General features: G+C 64.0%; 18 protein-coding genes and 4 tRNA genes. 6 read left to right on the forward strand and 16 right to left on the reverse strand.

Going from position 1 to position 16993, the window contains the following annotated elements:
• Window positions 1–145 precede the first annotated feature (145 nt).
• The 14 genes from rplL to ACYJP6_RS09215 form a co-directional block, all read right to left on the reverse strand.
• On the reverse strand, window positions 146–514 hold the full coding sequence (gene rplL, locus ACYJP6_RS09150) for a 50S ribosomal protein L7/L12 (RefSeq protein ID WP_059232158.1): 369 nt from the start codon (window positions 512–514) through the stop codon (window positions 146–148).
• 79 nt (window positions 515–593) lie between these two features.
• Window positions 594–1094, reverse strand: a complete 501-nt coding sequence (gene rplJ / locus ACYJP6_RS09155) for a 50S ribosomal protein L10 (protein WP_017641868.1) — start codon at window positions 1092–1094, stop codon at window positions 594–596.
• Between the two features lie 208 nt (window positions 1095–1302).
• Window positions 1303–1998, reverse strand: coding sequence for a 50S ribosomal protein L1 (rplA, locus tag ACYJP6_RS09160; protein WP_459474699.1), 696 nt, complete (start codon window positions 1996–1998; stop codon window positions 1303–1305).
• Window positions 1998–2429, reverse strand: coding sequence for a 50S ribosomal protein L11 (gene rplK, locus ACYJP6_RS09165; protein ID WP_145013123.1), 432 nt, complete (start codon window positions 2427–2429; stop codon window positions 1998–2000). The genes rplA and rplK overlap by 1 nt, the downstream gene beginning before the upstream one ends.
• 112 nt (window positions 2430–2541) lie before the next feature.
• A complete protein-coding gene (gene nusG, locus ACYJP6_RS09170; protein ID WP_007163096.1) occupies window positions 2542–3075 on the reverse strand; it encodes a transcription termination/antitermination protein NusG in 534 nt (177 codons plus the stop codon).
• A gap of 11 nt (window positions 3076–3086) precedes the next feature.
• Window positions 3087–3455 carry a preprotein translocase subunit SecE gene (gene secE / locus ACYJP6_RS09175; protein ID WP_059316468.1) on the reverse strand — a complete coding sequence of 123 codons (369 nt, stop codon included), beginning with the start codon at window positions 3453–3455 and terminating at the stop codon, window positions 3087–3089.
• A 35-nt stretch (window positions 3456–3490) separates the two neighbouring features.
• Window positions 3491–3566 (reverse strand) — tRNA-Trp (locus tag ACYJP6_RS09180).
• A 54-nt stretch (window positions 3567–3620) separates the two neighbouring features.
• Window positions 3621–4814, reverse strand: a complete 1194-nt coding sequence (tuf, locus tag ACYJP6_RS09185) for an elongation factor Tu (RefSeq protein WP_459474696.1) — start codon at window positions 4812–4814, stop codon at window positions 3621–3623.
• An 83-nt stretch (window positions 4815–4897) separates the two neighbouring features.
• A tRNA-Thr gene (locus ACYJP6_RS09190) sits at window positions 4898–4973 on the reverse strand.
• Window positions 4974–4993: 20 nt separating this feature from the next.
• A tRNA-Gly gene (locus tag ACYJP6_RS09195) sits at window positions 4994–5067 on the reverse strand.
• Between the two features lie 23 nt (window positions 5068–5090).
• Window positions 5091–5175, reverse strand: a tRNA-Tyr gene (locus tag ACYJP6_RS09200).
• A 218-nt stretch (window positions 5176–5393) separates the two neighbouring features.
• Entirely contained in the window at window positions 5394–6935 is a 1542-nt protein-coding gene (locus ACYJP6_RS09205) for a phosphoenolpyruvate carboxykinase (RefSeq protein ID WP_459474700.1), read from the reverse strand.
• Between the two features lie 104 nt (window positions 6936–7039).
• Window positions 7040–7933: an Hsp33 family molecular chaperone HslO gene (gene hslO, locus ACYJP6_RS09210; protein ID WP_459474701.1), complete on the reverse strand. Its 894-nt coding sequence runs from the start codon at window positions 7931–7933 to the stop codon at window positions 7040–7042.
• 107 nt (window positions 7934–8040) lie between these two features.
• The gene (locus ACYJP6_RS09215; RefSeq protein ID WP_459474815.1) at window positions 8041–8424 is read right to left on the reverse strand and encodes an RNA-binding S4 domain-containing protein; all 384 of its coding nucleotides are present in this window, start codon (window positions 8422–8424) and stop codon (window positions 8041–8043) included.
• A 118-nt stretch (window positions 8425–8542) separates the two neighbouring features.
• Between ACYJP6_RS09215 and rimA the strand changes: the two genes are divergently transcribed.
• The 3 genes from rimA to rimK are packed head-to-tail and all read left to right on the forward strand — an operon-like array spanning window position 8543 to window position 10713.
• Window positions 8543–9319, forward strand: coding sequence for a S6 modification regulatory phosphodiesterase RimA (gene rimA / locus ACYJP6_RS09220; protein ID WP_459474702.1), 777 nt, complete (start codon window positions 8543–8545; stop codon window positions 9317–9319).
• Window positions 9320–9334: 15 nt separating this feature from the next.
• The gene (gene rimB / locus ACYJP6_RS09225; RefSeq protein ID WP_459474703.1) at window positions 9335–9811 is read left to right on the forward strand and encodes a retropepsin-like aspartic endopeptidase RimB; all 477 of its coding nucleotides are present in this window, start codon (window positions 9335–9337) and stop codon (window positions 9809–9811) included.
• Window positions 9808–10713: a 30S ribosomal protein S6--L-glutamate ligase gene (gene rimK / locus ACYJP6_RS09230; protein ID WP_027598254.1), complete on the forward strand. Its 906-nt coding sequence runs from the start codon at window positions 9808–9810 to the stop codon at window positions 10711–10713. The genes rimB and rimK overlap by 4 nt, the downstream gene beginning before the upstream one ends.
• Window positions 10714–10855: 142 nt before the next feature.
• Here rimK and ACYJP6_RS09235 read toward each other — a convergent pair whose 3' ends face one another.
• Window positions 10856–12175 (reverse strand): ATP-binding protein, encoded by a 1320-nt coding sequence (locus ACYJP6_RS09235; protein WP_145013087.1) that lies wholly within the window; start codon window positions 12173–12175, stop codon window positions 10856–10858.
• 137 nt (window positions 12176–12312) lie between these two features.
• On the opposite strand from ACYJP6_RS09235, the gene ACYJP6_RS09240 reads away from it, so the two are divergent.
• Window positions 12313–13185 carry an undecaprenyl-diphosphate phosphatase gene (locus ACYJP6_RS09240; protein WP_145013089.1) on the forward strand — a complete coding sequence of 291 codons (873 nt, stop codon included), beginning with the start codon at window positions 12313–12315 and terminating at the stop codon, window positions 13183–13185.
• Between the two features lie 42 nt (window positions 13186–13227).
• Here the strand turns inward: ACYJP6_RS09240 and ompR are convergent, their stop codons facing one another.
• Complete coding sequence (gene ompR / locus ACYJP6_RS09245; protein ID WP_140218984.1) at window positions 13228–13962, reverse strand: osmolarity response regulator transcription factor OmpR; 735 nt, start codon at window positions 13960–13962, stop codon at window positions 13228–13230.
• Between the two features lie 175 nt (window positions 13963–14137).
• On the opposite strand from ompR, the gene ACYJP6_RS09250 reads away from it, so the two are divergent.
• Both ACYJP6_RS09250 and ACYJP6_RS09255 read left to right on the forward strand, forming a co-directional pair.
• On the forward strand, window positions 14138–16456 hold the full coding sequence (locus ACYJP6_RS09250; protein WP_459474704.1) for a Tex family protein: 2319 nt from the start codon (window positions 14138–14140) through the stop codon (window positions 16454–16456).
• A 2-nt stretch (window positions 16457–16458) separates the two neighbouring features.
• Window positions 16459–16842 carry a PaaI family thioesterase gene (locus ACYJP6_RS09255; RefSeq protein ID WP_459474705.1) on the forward strand — a complete coding sequence of 128 codons (384 nt, stop codon included), beginning with the start codon at window positions 16459–16461 and terminating at the stop codon, window positions 16840–16842.
• The last annotated feature ends 151 nt before the right edge of the window (window positions 16843–16993 follow it).

Consider the following 16993-nt stretch of genomic DNA (forward strand, 5'->3'; position numbering starts at 1 on the left):
GCCGCACCCCGAGAGCGAGGTGGATACCGCACGTTTTGCCGGGCGGATATGCTCGCCCTGTACAAAACGGCAAAAGGCCGGTGGCGTTCGCCACCAGCCATCAGCCGAACGTGAGACGTTGCGGCTGTAGACGCAAGAACCGAACTTACTTGAGCTCGACCTTGGCGCCTGCTTCTTCCAGAGACTTCTTGGCAGCCTCGGCTTCCTCTTTGGAAACGCCTTCCTTGACCACGCCCGGGGCGCCGTCAACGACAGCCTTGGCTTCTTTCAGGCCCAGGCCGGTCAGTTCACGAACGACCTTGATCACGTTCACTTTCTTCTCACCGGCTTCGGTCAGCATGATGGTGAACTCGGTCTGCTCTTCGACGACGGCAGCGGCAGCAGCCGGGCCAGCGGCAACGGCGGCAGCGGCGGTCACGCCGAACTTCTCTTCCATCGCCTTGATCAGTTCCACCACTTGCATGACGGACATTTCGGATACGGCGTTGATGATGTCTTCGTTGGTCAGAGCCATGACTCTAGATTCCTATAACAGGGTGCGGCGTCAGGCCGCAAATAATAAGAAAGACTTGCAGGAAACGCAGCACGCGCGATTAGGCGGCGGCAGCTTCCTTTTGGTCGCGAATGGCGGCGAGGGTACGAGCCAGCTTGCTGGTAGCGCCCTGGATAACGCTCATCAGCTGGGACACAGCTTCGTCGTAGGTCGGCAGAGTTGCCAATACGTCGATCTGGTTAGCCGGAATGAGCTTGCCTTCGAACGCGGCGGCCTTGATCTCGAACTTGTCCTGACCCTTGGCGAAATCTTTGAAGATACGGGCGGCAGCGCCCGGATGCTCCTGGGAGAACGCGATCAGGGTCGGGCCCTTGAAGGTGTCGTTGAGGACGTCGAAAGACGTACCTTCAACGGCACGACGCAGCAGGGTGTTACGTACGACACGCACATAGACACCGGCCGCGCGGGCCTCTTTACGGAGTCCGGTCATGGCACCCACAGTCACGCCACGGGCATCGGCCACGACAGCGGACAGGGCACCTTGGGCAGCCTCGTTGACTTCAGCGACGATAGCCTTCTTGTCTTCGAGTTTGATTGCCACGGGTTTAACTCCTGGATGTTACCGTTTCGCCCGATGGACTGGGCGGCGTTTTGGTGTCTGACTCGGTAACCGAATCGGGAGCACCATCTGCGTAGGCTAGGGTTTCCCCGGTTTAAGACCTGCGTCCCCTACGGTCTTGGACAGCCCCCGCCAGGCAGGGACCCCAATCTTGGCGCCGCGCCCGAGGGCACGGCGACTTGTAGCTTGCTTAGGCTTCCAGGGAAGCCTGGTCGATCTGCAGACCCGGGCCCATGGTGGAGCTCAGGGTGATGCGCTTGACGTAGATGCCCTTGGAGGTCGAAGGCTTCAGGCGCTTCAGGTCGGCCAGCAGGGCTTCGACGTTCTGCTTCAGCTTCACGGGCTCGAAATCGATCTTGCCAACGGAAGCGTGGATGATGCCGTTCTTGTCGGTACGGAAACGCACCTGACCAGCCTTGGCATTCTTGACGGCGGTAGCGACGTCCGGGGTCACGGTGCCAACCTTGGGGTTGGGCATCAGGCCGCGCGGGCCGAGCAGCTGGCCCAGCTGACCGACGACGCGCATGGCGTCCGGCGAAGCGATGACCACGTCGTAGTTCAGGTCGCCGGCTTTCATCTCGGCAGCCAGGTCGTCCATGCCGACTTTCTCGGCACCGGCAGCCAGAGCGGCTTCGGCGTTGGCACCCTGGGTGAACACGGCTACGCGAACCGACTTGCCAGTACCGTTGGGCAGCACGGTGGCGCCACGGACGACCTGGTCGGATTTACGCGGATCCACGCCCAGGTTCACGGAGACGTCGACCGACTCCTTGAACTTGATGGTGGACAGCTCGGCCAGCAGGGCCGCGGCTTCTTCGAAGCCGTACTGCTTGCCGGCCTGGATTTTTTCGGCGATCGACTTTTGACGCTTAGTGAGCTTGGCCATTACACGCCCTCCACATTCAGACCCATGCTACGAGCGGAACCGGCGATGGTGCGCACGGCGGCGTCCATATCGGCGGCGGTGAGATCGGCATTCTTGGTCTTGGCGATCTCTTCCAGCTGAGCGCGGGTGACGGTGCCCACTTTCTGGGTGTTCGGGCGAGCGGAACCGCTCTGGATGCCAGCGGCCTTCTTGAGCAGCACGGAAGCCGGGGTGCTCTTGATCTCGAAGGTGAAGCTGCGGTCGCTGTACACGGTGATGATCACCGGGGTGGGCAGACCGGGCTCCATGCCCTGGGTGCGGGCGTTGAACGCCTTGCAGAATTCCATGATGTTGACGCCGTGCTGACCCAGAGCCGGACCGACGGGCGGGCTCGGGTTGGCTTGGGCGGCCTTAACCTGCAGCTTGATGTAAGCCTGAATCTTCTTAGCCATGTGCTACTCCAATGATGGGTTCAGCGCCCCGCGGGGCTCCCCAATTACTTGCTATATCCCAGTGACGACAAAACCCCGCAGCCTGGGCTACGGGGTGAGGGATGCGGACAGCCTAGACCTTTTCGACCTGGCTGAACTCGAGCTCCACGGGGGTGGACCGACCAAAGATCAGTACCGCCACGTGAATACGGCTCTTTTCGTAATTCACTTCTTCGACGACGCCGTTGAAGTCAGCGAACGGACCGTCAACCACGCGAACCGTCTCGCCAGCCTCGAACAGGGTCTTCGGCTTGGGCTTGTCACTGCTATCGGAGACCCGACGCAGGATGGCGTCCGCCTCACGATCGGTGATGGGTGCCGGCTTGTCGGCAGTACCACCGATGAAGCCCATGACCCGAGGGGTATCCTTGACCAGGTGCCAGGTCCCTTCGTTCATTTCCATCTGCACCAGGACGTAGCCCGGGAAAAACTTACGCTCGCTCTTGCGCTTCTGGCCATTGCGCATTTCCACCACTTCTTCGGTGGGCACGAGAATGTCGCCGAACTGGTCTTCCATTTCGTGCAGCTTGACGCGCTCGATCAACGAACGCATGACATGCTTCTCGTAACCCGAGTAGGCATGCACGACGTACCAACGCTTAGCCACGGCGAACCCTTTCAACCAACAATCGTGGAAACCAGCCAACCGAGCAGGGAGTCGAGCCCCCACAACAACAAAGCCATCACGAGCACCACGGCGACCACGATGAGCGTGGTCTGGGTGGTCTCTTGCCGGGTAGGCCAGACAACCTTGCGAATCTCGGTACGGGCGTCTTTCAGCAAGCCGAAGAAGGCCTGCCCCTTGGCGGTCTGCAGTGCGACAAAGGCAGCGATGGCCGCCAGCACCAACAGACCTACCACTCGATACAGGATGGACTGAGCAGCGAAGTAATGATTGGCAACGACGCCGATCACCACCAGAACGACAACCACCAGCCACTTGAGCGCATCGAAGCGCGACTCTTTGGCTTCCGCCTTGATGCTCATTGCATGAATCCTGTAAGGAGTGCCAGATGGGAATCTGGCAGGCCAGGAGGGAATCGAACCCCCAACCTGCGGTTTTGGAGACCGCCGCTCTGCCAATTGAGCTACTGGCCTGTAACTTGAATCAGGCCGACCATTATGCCGGCCTGACAGCCCAAGATCAATCGATTACTCGATGATCTTGGCAACCACGCCGGCGCCGACGGTACGACCGCCTTCACGGATGGCGAAACGCAGACCGTCTTCCATCGCGATCGGAGCGATCAGGGTGACAACCATCTTGATGTTGTCGCCCGGCATTACCATCTCGACGCCTTCCGGCAGTTCGCAGTTACCGGTCACGTCGGTGGTCCGGAAGTAGAACTGCGGACGGTAGCCCTTGAAGAACGGGGTGTGACGACCACCTTCTTCCTTGGACAGCACATACACTTCGCACTCGAACTTGGTGTGCGGCTTGATGGTGCCCGGCTTGGCCAGAACCTGGCCACGCTCCACGTCTTCACGCTTGGTGCCACGCAGCAGCACGCCGACGTTCTCGCCAGCACGGCCTTCGTCCAGCAGCTTGCGGAACATTTCAACGCCGGTGCAGGTGGTCTTGACGGTGGCCTTGATGCCCACGATCTCGACTTCTTCCTGGACCTTGACGATGCCACGCTCGACGCGACCGGTCACCACGGTACCGCGACCGGAGATCGAGAACACGTCTTCGATCGGCATCAGGAACGGCTTGTCGATGGCACGCTCGGGCTCGGGGATGTACGAGTCCAGGGTCTCGACCAGCTTGCGCACGGCGGAGGTACCCATTTCGTTGTCGTCGTTGCCGTTCAGGGCCATCAGCGCGGAGCCGATGACGATCGGGGTGTCGTCGCCCGGGAAGTCGTAGGTGTTCAGCAGATCGCGAACTTCCATCTCGACCAGTTCCAGCAGCTCGGCGTCGTCGACCATGTCGGCCTTGTTCAGGAACACGACGATGTAGGGAACGCCTACCTGACGGGACAGCAGGATGTGCTCGCGGGTCTGCGGCATGGGGCCGTCAGCAGCCGAGCAAACCAGGATCGCGCCATCCATCTGGGCAGCACCGGTGATCATGTTCTTCACGTAGTCGGCGTGGCCGGGGCAGTCGACGTGCGCGTAGTGACGGATCGCCGAGTCGTACTCAACGTGGGAGGTGTTGATGGTGATACCGCGAGCCTTTTCTTCCGGCGCGTTATCGATCTGGTCGAAACCACGAGCGGAACCGCCCCAGGTGTCGGCACAGACTTTGGTCAGCGCAGCGGTCAGGGTGGTCTTGCCATGGTCAACGTGACCGATGGTGCCCACGTTCAGGTGCGGCTTGTTACGTTCAAACTTTTCTTTAGCCATCGACACTCTCTCCCTTCACGAATTGAGCAAAGCAATGCCGCCATTAAAACAAAGGCAGATATTTTCATATCTGCCTTTTAAGATGGAGCTCATGAGCGGATTTGAACCGCTGACCTCACCCTTACCAAGGGTGTGCTCTACCAACTGAGCTACATGAGCGAAACATTTGCCAGTCAAACTGGAGCGGGTAGCGGGAATCGAACCCGCATCATCAGCTTGGAAGGCTGAGGTTCTACCACTGAACTATACCCGCAGAGCCTAAGCGCTCTAGCAATCTGGTGGAGGGGGAAGGATTCGAACCTTCGAAGTCTGCGACGTCAGATTTACAGTCTGATCCCTTTGGCCACTCGGGAACCCCTCCAAAGTGAGGCGGCATTTTCTTCATCTGCCCTCCTCTTGTCAAGGATCTTTTTAAAATCTCCTTAACAATCAGTGCTTTCGCCTCGCACGCTGGCGTTATCAGCGAAAGCGGGCGCAGTTTATGCAACCTGCTGGAACTACGCAACCCCGGAATGCAAAAAAAGCTTAAAAAACAAAGGCCGCCTTGCGGCGGCCTGTGCCTGGAGGCTGGGGCTCCGGTTACAGCTGGGGGCCGGCCGCCAGGATGGCGTCGGACACGCCGGAGAACTTCTTGAAGTTCTCGACGAACTTGCCGGCCAGCTCGCGCGCTGCCGCGTCGTAGGCCGCACCGTCCTGCCAGGTATCACGAGGATTGAGCAGGACGGTGTCCACGCCCGGCACCGCGACCGGGACGTCGAGGTTGATCACCGGCACGTGGCGGGTCTCGGCACCGATCAGGGCACCGCTCTGGATGGCCGCGATCACCGCACGGGTGGTCGGGATGTTGAAGCGCTTGCCGACGCCGTAACCGCCGCCGGTCCAGCCGGTATTGACCAGATAGACCTTGGACCCAAAGCCCTGGATACGCTTGATCAGCAGATCGGCGTATTCGGCGGCCGGGCGCGGGAAGAAGGGAGCGCCGAAGCAGGTGGAGAAGGTGGACTTGATGCCCGGGCCGGAACCCATCTCGGTCGAGCCCACCAGGGCAGTGTAGCCGGACAGGAAGTGATAGGCCGCCTGCTCATTATTAAGGATGGATACCGGCGGGAGCACACCGGTGAGGTCGCAGGTCAGGAAGATGACCGCATTGGGCTCGCCACCCAGGTTGTGCTCGGCGCGCTTGTCGATCAGCTCGCGCGGGTAGGCGGCACGGCTGTTCTGGGTCAGGCTGTCGTCGGCGTAGTTGGGTTCACGGGTCTGCGGATCGAGGACCACGTTCTCCAGCACGGCACCGAACTGGATGGCCTTCCAGATGACCGGCTCGTTCTTCTCGGACAGGTCGATGCACTTGGCGTAGCAGCCGCCCTCCATGTTGAAGACGGTGCCCACGCCCCAGCCGTGCTCGTCATCACCGATGAGGTAGCGGCTCTGGTCGGCGGACAGGGTGGTCTTGCCGGTACCGGACAGACCGAAGAACAGGGTGACATCGCCCTCCTCGCCCACGTTGGCCGCGCAGTGCATCGGCAGCACGTCCTTTTCCGGCAGCAGGAAGTTCTGCACGGAGAACATGGCCTTCTTCATCTCGCCCGCGTAGCGCATGCCGGCGATGAGCACCTTGCGCGCCGCGAAGTTGATGATGACGGTACCGTCGGAATTGGTACCGTCCCGCTCCGGCTCGCAGACGAACTCCGGGGCGTTGAGGATTTCCCAGGCCGGCTTGGACTGGGGGTTGTACTCGGCCGGATTGATGAACAGGCAGCGGCCGAACAGGTTGTGCCAGGCGGTCTCGGTGCGCATGATGACGGGCAGGTAGTGCTCGACGTCGGCGCCTACATGCACGTGGGAGACGAAGTGATCACGCTCGTCCAGGTAGGCACTGACGCGCTCCCACAGAGGAGCGAACTTCTCCTCCGGGAAGGGCCGGTTGATCGGCCCCCAGTGAATGGCAGCGCGCGTGGAGGCTTCCTCGACGATGAAGCGGTCAACCGGCGAACGCCCCGTGCGATGCCCCGTCCTGACGACCAGCGAGCCGTTGGCGGCCAGCTCTCCTTCGCCACGTCGCAGGGACTCTTCCACTAACTGCGCGACGCTGATATCGGTATACACGTTGGCTTTCGTCATTTCGTTCCCCATGGCCCTGGGCCGTTCCTCATGCTTGTAGCTCTTACACGGCAGAACTACACGTTGCGGGATTATGCCAGAAAGCCTTCGGGCAATTGCAACGGCTAGTGGCGGGTATTTCCTGGGGTTTGCGTGCCGCCGCCCGCAAAAATCTGCGCGATATCGGCGGCGTCGAACACCTGCTGCTCATTGCAAAACTGACAATCGACCTGAATTTTCCCCTGCTGTTCATCGAGCAGGCTCTCGACGTCCGCCTGCCCCATGCTGACCAGGGCATTGGCGGCTCGATCGCGCGAACAGCTGCAGTTGAAGGCCACCCCCTGGCCGTCGAACAGGCGTACCGTTTCCTCGTGGAACAGGCGGTGCAGGATCACCGGGTTGTCGAGGCCCAGCAGCTCTTCCGCTGTCAAGGTATCGGCCAGGGTGACCACGTGCTCCCAGCTGTCCTGGCGGGCCTGGGCATCCTTGATGCGCGCCGGCGGAAGCTGCTGCAGCAGCAGGCCGCGGGCGCGACGGCCATCGGCATTCAGCCAGAAGCGGGTGGGCAGCTGCTCGGACGTAGCGAAATAGCCCGACAGGCATTCCGCCAGGTTGGCGCCCTCCAGGGGAACGATGCCCTGGTAACGCTGACCGTGGCGGGGATCTATGGTGAGGGTCAGGATGCCGTCCGGCATCAGCTCGTCCAGGGCTACCGAGGCCGCGATCGCCGCTTCGTCGTAGCGGGCGATACCGCGCACCTCGCGCTCGCTGGAGCACTCGACCATGAGCAGCGGGATGGGACCGCTGGAGCGCGCCTGCAGCACCAGCAGCCCTTCGAACTTCAGGGTGCCGCAGAGCAGGGCCGCCGCCGCCAGCATCTCGCCCAGCAACTGGGCCACCGGCTCCGGATAGGGATGCTTGGCGAGGACCTCGGCGTAGCTGCGATCCAGGGTGGCCAGCTCGCCGCGGACATCGGTTTCGTCGAACAGGAAGCGCTGGGTGAAATCGTGGGAAGTCATGAACTACCTATATAAGGAGGAAGACCGCGAAGGTCGACCGACGCGGCGCAGGCCGGGCCCGCGGGACGGGCCTGGCCGATGGAGGGATCCGGCGAGCGACGACGGATTCAGTCGTTGAACGGGTGGACGTACTCGCGGAACTGGTGGATCTGGCGGCGCTGCTTCTTGGTGGGGCGGCCGTCGGTCTGCAGGCCGAGATTGCCGGCCTTGCGGGCGGCCGTCGCCTGCTCACGGGCGGCGACGCTTTCGGGCGTCTCGGCATAGAGCTGCTGGGCCTCGGGCGCACCGCGCCGGTCCTGGGACAGGGCGACGATCACCACGGTCTTTTCGTCATGACCCTGGCGGATGGTAAGCACATCGCCGACGCGCGGTTCCTTGCTGGGCTTGCAGCGCTCGCCGCGGCACTGGACCTTGCCTCCCTCGAGGGCAGCCTTGGCCAGCGCACGGGTCTTGAAAAAACGTGCCGCCCATAGCCATTTATCAAGGCGCATCCGTTCTTCACTGTGATCTACTGCATGCATCGAATAAAAGGTCTCCTGTCGGGTCCTAGCCTCGTCTCAAGAACTCTAAACCATCAGACCGACGCTGCAAGCGCGCCTCTGGAGAGCCATGACCACATTCTTTCCTTCCGACCTTACCGGGCAGACCCGTTGTGCGGGCTGCCAGCAGTCGGAACCCCTGGGCTTCGACTTCGACTTTGCCTACCAACCCATCGTGGACCTGGGCAAGAGCGCGGTCTTCGCCCGGGAAGCCCTGGTTCGCGGACCGGGCGGCGAGGGCGCGCTGTCGGTGCTCAATCAGGTCACCGACAGCAACCGCTATCGCTTCGACCAGCTGTGCCGCACCAAGGCCATCGCCACCGCAGCGGCGCTGGGCATGCAGGAAAGTCTGTCGATCAACTTCCTGCCCAATGCCGTCTACCGTCCCGAGCTGTGTATCCGCAGCACCCTGGCTGCCGCTCGCGAACACGGCTTTCCCCTGGAGCGGCTGATCTTCGAAACGGTGGAGACGGAGCATGTGTCCAGTAACCACCTGACGCACATCCTGCGCGAGTATCAGCAATTCGGCTTCAAGACCGCCATCGACGACTTCGGCGCCGGGCATTCCGGCCTGACGCTGCTGGCCGACTTCCAGCCGGACCTGATCAAGCTCGACATGGCCCTCATCCGCGACATCGACCGCGACCGGGTGCGCCGTACCATCGTGCGCGGCGTGATCGCCATGTGCAGCGAGTTCGGCACCCAGGTCATCGCCGAGGGCGTGGAAACCGCTGCGGAACGCGATTGCCTGCGTGACCTCGGCATCGAGCTGATGCAGGGCTATCTGTTCGCCAAGCCAGCGTTCAAACAGCTCGTCGATCCGCAACATTTAGGCGGAGGCCATTGATTTCAAGGAGCAGCGATGAGCAAATCTGCCGAACCGGTCATCATCGGCCTGAGCGAGTGGGTGGCACTGCCTGAACTGGGCGTGGTGGGCCTGAGGGCCAAGATCGATACCGGCGCCAGTACCTCGGCGCTGCATGCGACGGAGGTCCAGCCGTTCATGCGCGGCAAGGAGCGCTGGGTGAGGTTCACCGTGCACCTTGGGACGCTCGTCCAGTCCCGCCATCGGCATTGCGAGGCGCCGCTGGTGGCGAAGAAGACCATCCGCAGCTCCAATGGCATCGCCCAGACCCGTTATGTCATCCGTACCCTGCTGGCCCTGGGCGAGTGCCAGTGGCCGGTGGAATTCACCCTGGCCTGCCGCAAGAGCATGCGCTATCGCATGCTGCTCGGGTCCAAGGCCTTGATCGATGGTGGCCTGCTGGTGAATCCGGCCGTCTCCTATGCGCAAGACAAACCCCAGTTGTCCCTTACTCCGGCCTCCGGTGCCCCATGAAAATCGCCGTTCTCTCGCGTAATCCCAATCTCTATTCCACCCGGCGCCTGGTCGAGGCCGGGGTCAGCCGTGGCCACGAGGTGGTCGTGGTCGACACCCTGCGCGCGTACATGAACATCGCCAGCCACAAGCCGCAGATCCACTACCGGGGCAAGCCCCTGGAGGGCTTCGATGCGGTCATCCCGCGGATCGGTGCCTCGGTGACCTTCTATGGTTGCGCGGTACTGCGCCAGTTCGAGATGCAGGGCGTCTTTCCGCTTAACGAGAGCGTGGCCATCAGCCGGTCGCGCGACAAGCTGCGTTCCCTGCAGCTGCTTTCACGCAAGGGCATCGGCCTGCCGGTGACCGGCTTCGCCCACTCGCCGGACGACGTGCCGGACCTCATCCAGATGGTCAACGGCGCGCCCCTGGTGATCAAGGTCCTCGAAGGCACCCAGGGTATCGGCGTGGTGCTGTGCGAGACCGAGAAGGCCGCGGAGTCGGTGATCGAGGCCTTCATGGGCCTGAAGCAGAACATCATGGTCCAGGAGTACATCCGCGAGGCGGGCGGCGCGGACATCCGCTGCTTCGTGGTCGGCGACAAGGTCATCGCCGCGATGAAGCGCCAGGCGGCGCCGGGCGAATTCCGTTCGAACCTGCACCGTGGCGGCACCGCCAGCCTGATCAAGATCACCCCCGAGGAACGCATGACCGCCCTGCGCGCCGCCCGCGCCATGGGCCTGAGCGTGGCCGGGGTGGACATCCTGAGATCCAATCACGGGCCGCTGGTGATGGAGGTCAATTCCTCGCCCGGCCTGGAAGGCATCGAGCAGACCACCGGCAAGGACGTGGCCGGGATCATCATCGAGTACCTGGAGAAGAACGCCGAGCCGGGGCTGACGCGGACCAAGGGCAAGGGTTGAGGTCATTCGGTGTTGGGCTTCGCTGCGCGCAGCCCAACCTACGCACTGGCCTTTAGGGTCCCTCTTATCGCGGCCATGCCGGTGCGCCGTAGCGACCGCTCCTACAGGTTCGATGCAACCCATGGCCGCGATAAGGTAGCGCTCAGCTCGCGCTACGGGGGAGCAGCAGACCCAGGGGCAGCAGCACCCGGGCCTCCACCCCTCCCCCTTCGCGGTTGCGCAGTTCGGCGCTGCCGCCGTGCTGCGCGGCGATGCGCTTGACGATGGCCAGGCCCAGCCCCGAACCGCTGACGGTACGGGCGCGGTTGCCACGGGTGAAGGGATTGAAGATCTCCTGCAGGTCCTTGGGATCGATGCCGGGGCCGCGGTCCATCACGCTGAGGGCGACATAGGGCGCGGTAGCGGATCCCGCGACCTGGCCCACCACTTCGATGCCGCCACCGCCGCCATGGCGCAGGGCGTTTTCCACCAGATTGGTCAGTAGCCGCTTGAAGGAGATGCGACGGACGGGCAGCGGCGGCAGGACGTCCAGCATCAGCCGCACCCGCTCGCTCTCCTGGTTGTAGGGCGCCACCACCTGGCGGGCCAGCTCGTTGATGTTGGTCAGCTCCTGGGGCTCGTCGCGGCCATCGCGGACGAAGGCGAGGAACTGGTCGAGGATGGCGTTCATGTCCTCGATGTCGCGGATCATGTCCTCCGCCTCTTCGCGCTCGGCCGGCGGCATCAGTTCGACGGCCAGGCGCAGCCGGGTCAGGGGCGTGCGCAGGTCGTGGGACACCCCGGCGAGCATGAGCTCGCGCTCCCGCCCGGCCTGCTCGACGTCCTCGGCCATCTGGTTGAAGGCGTGGTAGACGTCCTGGATCTCACTGGGCGCGTCCGTCTCCGGCAGCCGCACGCTGCGCCCCTTGCCCAGCTCGCGCGCGGCGATCACCAGGCGGCGCAGGGGCTGGTTGAGTTGCCGGACGAAGACCCAGGCGGCGCCCACCGAGAGCAGGCCGATGGCGAGGAACCAGCCGAGCACGCTCCAGATATGCTGCCCGCGCAGGGGATGGGCCATCAGCGGGATCTTGATCCAGTCAGGCCCCAGGCTCGGCGCCAGCACCCAGAGCGCCGGACCGTGCTGGACGCGAACCCGCACCTCGGTGTCCTCGCCCAGCTCCTGTTTCATCTGCCGTTCGAAGATCTCGCTGTAGGGCCAGTGGTACTCACCGGCCGGCACGGTTTCCGGCGATTCGTAGCGCAATCCCGCCGCCTGCGCGATGCGTGGCCGCTCGGCGTCCGGGGTGGCCCAGTAGGCCCTGAGGGTCAGCGCCGCGCCATGGCTGTACTGGCGGTCGACCAAGACGTCCTCGTTGAGCAGCAGGTAGACCAGGGTCAAGGCCTTGGAAAACAGTACCGCGAGCAGGACCATCCACAGCGAACGGGCGAAGAAACTCTGGGGAAACCAGCTGGGCGCCTTCATTGGCCGAACTTCCTGAGCCAAACGGCGCGAAAGCCATCACAACCTCCAGCGGTGCCGGGTCCAGATAGACAGCCAGACATGGAAATATTCGGATACATTTGCTCGTCCATTCTTTCCCTTCAACCTGGAGTTCTTTCGTGTCCGACATCTGCCAGACTGGCCTGGACATCGGCTTCGCCTCGCTCAGCTACGCCCAGATCGCCTTTCTCGGCGTGGTGCAGGGTATCACTGAGCTGCTCCCCATTTCGTCCACGGCGCACATGCGGGTGGTACCCGCCCTGCTCGGCTGGCGCGACCCCGGCTCCGCCTTCTCCGCGGCCATGCAGATGGCGGCCCTGGCGGCGGTGATCAGCTATTTCTGGCGCGACGTCAGCGGGGTGACCCGCGGCAGTCTCGCCGCGGTCCGCCAGCGCAACTTCGACAGCCCGGATTTCCTGCTGGCGGTGATGATCGTGCTGGCGACCATTCCCATCTGCATCGCCGGGTTGTTGCTGGCGCCTCTGCTCAATGCCTGTGACTCGCCGCTGCGCGGCCTCAGCGTGATCGGCTATGCCTGCCTGGGCATGGCGGTCCTGCTGGCACTGGCGGAGCGGATCTGCCGGCACAACAGGGACATCTCGCAGATGCGCCTGCGCGATGCCTTGATCGTGGGCATCGCCCAGGTCGGCGCGCTGATTCCGGGCGTGTCCCGTTCGGGCTCGACCCTGACCGCGGCCATGTTCCTCAATCTGCGTCGCGAGGAAGCCGCGCGCTTCTCCTTCCTGCTCGGCCTGCCGGCCATCGCCCTGGCGGGGCTCAAGGAGCTGGTGGTGCTCTGGCACGCACACATCCCGGCGCAGGCCTGGTCGCTGTTGCTGGTGGGGCTGGTGGTGGCGAGCCTGTCGGCCTTCGCCGCGATCTGGGGCCTGATGCGCTTTCTCGAACGCTTCTCGACCTGGCCCTTCATCATCTACCGGGCGCTACTGGGGATCTTCCTGCTGGTGGGCGTGCACCAGGGCCTGTTCGCCTGATACACGGCCGAGCCGGGGCAGGCGCCCCGGCCATCATCCGTCTTACTTGCCGGCGCCGTCCGGCACGAAGACGTAGCCCACGCCCCAGACGGTCTGGATGTAGCGCGGCTTGGACGGGTCGGGCTCGATCATCCGCCGCAGGCGCGAGATCTGGACGTCGATAGAGCGCTCCAGGGCATCCCACTCGCGGCCACGGGCCAGGTTCATCAGCTTGTCGCGGGTCAGCGGCTCGCGGGCGTGGTCGACCAGCGCCTTGAGCACGGCGAATTCGCCAGTGGTGAGCATGTGGGTCTCTTCGCCACGCTTGAGCTCCCGTGTGGCCAGGTGCAGGGCGTAGTCGCCGAAGGTCACCACCTCGTCGGTACCGGCGGGGGCGCCGGGTACCACCGGGGCCTGGCGCCGCAGCACGGCCTTGATACGGGCCACCAGCTCCAACGGGTTGAACGGCTTGGCCAGGTAGTCGTCGGCACCCTGGTCGAGACCCTGGATACGGCTGCCTTCGTCGCCCTTGGCGGTCAGCATGATGATGGGGATGCGATTGCCGCTCTCGCGTAGGCGAGCGCAGGCGGAGAGGCCGTCTTCACCCGGCATCATCAGGTCGAGGACGACCAGGTTGAAGACCTCGCGGGCCAGCAGACGGTCCATCTGCTCGGCGCTTTCGACGGTGCGGACGCGATAACCCTGTTCGGCCAGAAAGCGCTCCAAAAGGCGGCGCAGCCGGGCGTCGTCGTCGACGACCAGGATCTTTTCACCTTCTGGGGCAGCGGTGGTGCTCATAACGTCTCCTTGTGATCTAGCACTGGATTATGCCGTAGGCCATCCGACCGCGGCTTTGGGCCATTGTTAGCAGATTTTGCCCGGCGACGGGCGACGGTGGTGGCGCAGGAAGCGGCGGCGCGACCGGCTCGGGTATACTCCCGCCCGCTTTTTCTTGTGCCAGCCAGGAAGCCCGATGGATATCAATAGCCGTATCGCCGAGGAGCTCGGCGCCCGCCCGCAACAGGTCGCCGCCGCCGTGGCCCTGCTCGACGAAGGGTCCACCGTGCCCTTCATCGCCCGTTACCGCAAGGAAGTCACCGGCAGCCTGGACGACACCCAGCTGCGTCATCTCGAGGAACGGCTGCGCTATCTGCGCGAGCTGGAAGAGCGCCGCTCGGCGGTGCTGGCCAGCATCGAGGAACAGGGCAAGCTGACGCCCGAGCTGGCCCGCGAGATCAACCTGGCCGACACCAAGACCCGCCTGGAAGACCTCTACCTGCCCTACAAGCAGAAGCGCCGCACCAAGGGCCAGATCGCTCTGGAAGCTGGCCTCGGCCCGCTGGCCGAAGCGCTGCTGGGCGATCCGACGCTGACGCCGGAGACCGAGGCGGCCGCCTATGTCGATGCGGACAGGGGCGTGGCCGACGTCAAGGCCGCCCTGGAAGGCGCCAAGTACATCCTGATGGAGCGTTTCGCCGAGGACGCCGATCTGCTGGCACGCCTGCGTGGCGTGCTGCAGCAGGACGCCATCCTCAGCGCCCGCCTGATCCCCGGCAAGGAAACCGAAGGCGCCAAGTTCAGCGATTACTTCGAGCATGACGAAGCCTTCAAGGCGGTACCCTCGCACCGCGCCCTGGCGATCTTCCGCGGGCGCAACGAAGGCATCCTCAGCGCCGCGCTCAAGCTCGGCGAGGAAGGCCCGGGCATCGCCCATCCCTGCGAGGGACTGATCGCCGCGCACTTCGGCCTGAAAAACGAAGGTCGCGCCGCGGACAAGTGGCTGGCCGAGGTGGTGCGCTGGACCTGGAAGGTCAAGCTCTACACCTCCCTGGAAACCGACCTGCTCGGCGAGTTGCGCGAGAAGGCCGAGGAAGAGGCCATCGCGGTGTTCGCCCGCAACCTGCACGATCTGCTGCTGGCCGCCCCGGCCGGTCCGCGCACCACCCTGGCGCTGGACCCGGGTCTGCGTACCGGTTGCAAGGTGGCGGTGGTGGATGCCACCGGCAAGCTGCTGGCCACCGACACCGTCTACCCGCACGCACCGAAGAACCAGTGGGACCAGACCCTGGCCACCCTCGGCGTGCTCTGCACCAAGCACGGCGTCGACCTGATCGCCATCGGCAACGGCACCGCCAGCCGCGAGACCGACAAGCTGGCCGGCGAGCTGATCCGCAAGTATCCCGGCCTGGGCCTGACCAAGGTGATGGTCAGCGAGGCCGGCGCCTCGGTGTATTCCGCCTCGGAACTGGCCGCCCGGGAATTCCCCGAGCTGGACGTCTCCCTGCGCGGCGCCGTGTCCATCGCCCGTCGCCTGCAGGATCCGCTGGCCGAGCTGGTGAAGATCGAGCCCAAGTCCATCGGCGTCGGCCAGTACCAACACGATGTCTCCCAGCTCAAGCTCGCGCGCAGCCTGGACGCTGTGGTGGAAGACTGCGTGAACGCCGTGGGCGTGGATGTGAACACCGCCTCCGCCGCCCTGCTGGCGCGGATCTCCGGTCTGAACGCCACTTTGGCGCAGAACATCGTGCAGTTCCGCGATGCCAATGGCGCCTTCGCCACCCGTGACGCCCTGAAGAAGGTGCCGCGCCTGGGCGACAAGACCTTCGAGCAAGCCGCCGGCTTCCTGCGGGTGATGAGCGGCGCCAATCCGCTGGACGCCTCAGGGGTGCACCCGGAGACCTATCCGCTGGTGCAGCGCATCGCCGCCGACACCGGTCGCGATATCCGTTCGCTGATCGGCGACTCGGGCTTCCTCAAGCGCCTGGATCCGAAGAAATTCACCGACGAGAGCTTCGGCCTGCCGACGGTGACCGACATCCTCAAGGAACTGGACAAGCCTGGTCGTGACCCGCGCCCGGAGTTCAAGACCGCGGTGTTCCAGGATGGCGTGGAAAAGCTCTCCGACCTCAAGCCCGGCATGGTGCTCGAGGGCGTCATCACCAACGTCACCAACTTCGGTGCCTTCGTCGACATCGGCGTGCACCAGGATGGCCTGGTGCACATCAGCGCCCTGTCGGAGAAGTTCGTCAAGGATCCCTACGAGGTGGTCAAGGCCGGCGACATCGTCAAGGTCAAGGTGATGGAAGTGGATGTGCCGCGCAATCGCGTGGGCCTGTCCATGCGCATGGGCGATACTCCCGGCGAGAAGGTCGAGGGCAAGCCCGGCGGTCAGGCCCGCGCTGGCAGCGGCAAGTCCCGCGTCGACAAGGGCGCGCCGCGGCAGACGCAAGCGGCGCCGGCCAATAACGCCATGGCATCGCTGTTCGCCAATGCCAAGCAACTGAGGAAGTGAGCATGAGTGGTTCTCCCGTAGGTAAGGACAGCGCCTTCAGCAGTCTGCTGGGCATGACCATCCACAAGGCCGAGCAGGGCGAGTCCGAGGTGCGCATGAGCGTGCAGGACCAGCTGATCAACCTGCACGGCAAGCTGCATGGCGGCGCCCTCTTCTCGCTGATCGACACCGCCCTGGGCCAGGCCAGCCACAGCCTGTTCGACGGCCGGTCCGGTAGCGTGACCCTGGAGTGCAAGGTCAACTACGTGCGCGGCGTGAGCGAAGGCGAGCTGGTCTGCCATGCCCGGGTGATCCACCCGGGCCGCAAGACCCATGTGCTGGAAGCCAAGGTCCACCAGGGCGACAAACTGATCGCCCTGGCCCAGGCGACCTTCGCCTGTCTATGACCGGCCAGACCGGGTGGTGGCAAGGCGGCGCATATCGCCCTTTGCCATCGCCTGAGCTACGCTGGGAGACAACTGAGCGGGTTGCGGTCTGAGGCTTGAACCCGGACCGCGGCAGTGACTGCTGCGCCCGCGTCGGCCCTGGCCGACCACC

It is taken from the genome of Pseudomonas sp. No.117 (genome assembly GCF_054558395.1).

Bases quoted from the DNA above. Each gene is read 5' to 3' on its own strand.
- ACYJP6_RS09205 (WP_459474700.1), bottom strand. From the start codon at position 6,935: ATGACGAAAGCCAACGTGTATACCGATATCAGCGTCGCGCAGTTAGTG.
- ACYJP6_RS09255 (WP_459474705.1), top strand. From the start codon at position 16,459: ATGAGTGGTTCTCCCGTAGGTAAGGACAGCGCCTTCAGCAGTCTGCTG.
- ACYJP6_RS09250 (WP_459474704.1), top strand. From the start codon at position 14,138: ATGGATATCAATAGCCGTATCGCCGAGGAGCTCGGCGCCCGCCCGCAA.
- rimK (WP_027598254.1), top strand. From the start codon at position 9,808: ATGAAAATCGCCGTTCTCTCGCGTAATCCCAATCTCTATTCCACCCGG.
- tuf (WP_459474696.1), bottom strand. From the start codon at position 4,814: ATGGCTAAAGAAAAGTTTGAACGTAACAAGCCGCACCTGAACGTGGGC.
- ompR (WP_140218984.1), bottom strand. From the start codon at position 13,962: ATGAGCACCACCGCTGCCCCAGAAGGTGAAAAGATCCTGGTCGTCGAC.
- rplK (WP_145013123.1), bottom strand. From the start codon at position 2,429: ATGGCTAAGAAGATTCAGGCTTACATCAAGCTGCAGGTTAAGGCCGCC.
- ACYJP6_RS09215 (WP_459474815.1), bottom strand. From the start codon at position 8,424: ATGCGCCTTGATAAATGGCTATGGGCGGCACGTTTTTTCAAGACCCGT.
- secE (WP_059316468.1), bottom strand. From the start codon at position 3,455: ATGAGCATCAAGGCGGAAGCCAAAGAGTCGCGCTTCGATGCGCTCAAG.
- hslO (WP_459474701.1), bottom strand. From the start codon at position 7,933: ATGACTTCCCACGATTTCACCCAGCGCTTCCTGTTCGACGAAACCGAT.
- rimA (WP_459474702.1), top strand. From the start codon at position 8,543: ATGACCACATTCTTTCCTTCCGACCTTACCGGGCAGACCCGTTGTGCG.
- rplA (WP_459474699.1), bottom strand. From the start codon at position 1,998: ATGGCCAAGCTCACTAAGCGTCAAAAGTCGATCGCCGAAAAAATCCAG.
- rplL (WP_059232158.1), bottom strand. From the start codon at position 514: ATGGCTCTGACCAACGAAGACATCATCAACGCCGTATCCGAAATGTCC.
- rimB (WP_459474703.1), top strand. From the start codon at position 9,335: ATGAGCAAATCTGCCGAACCGGTCATCATCGGCCTGAGCGAGTGGGTG.
- ACYJP6_RS09235 (WP_145013087.1), bottom strand. From the start codon at position 12,175: ATGAAGGCGCCCAGCTGGTTTCCCCAGAGTTTCTTCGCCCGTTCGCTG.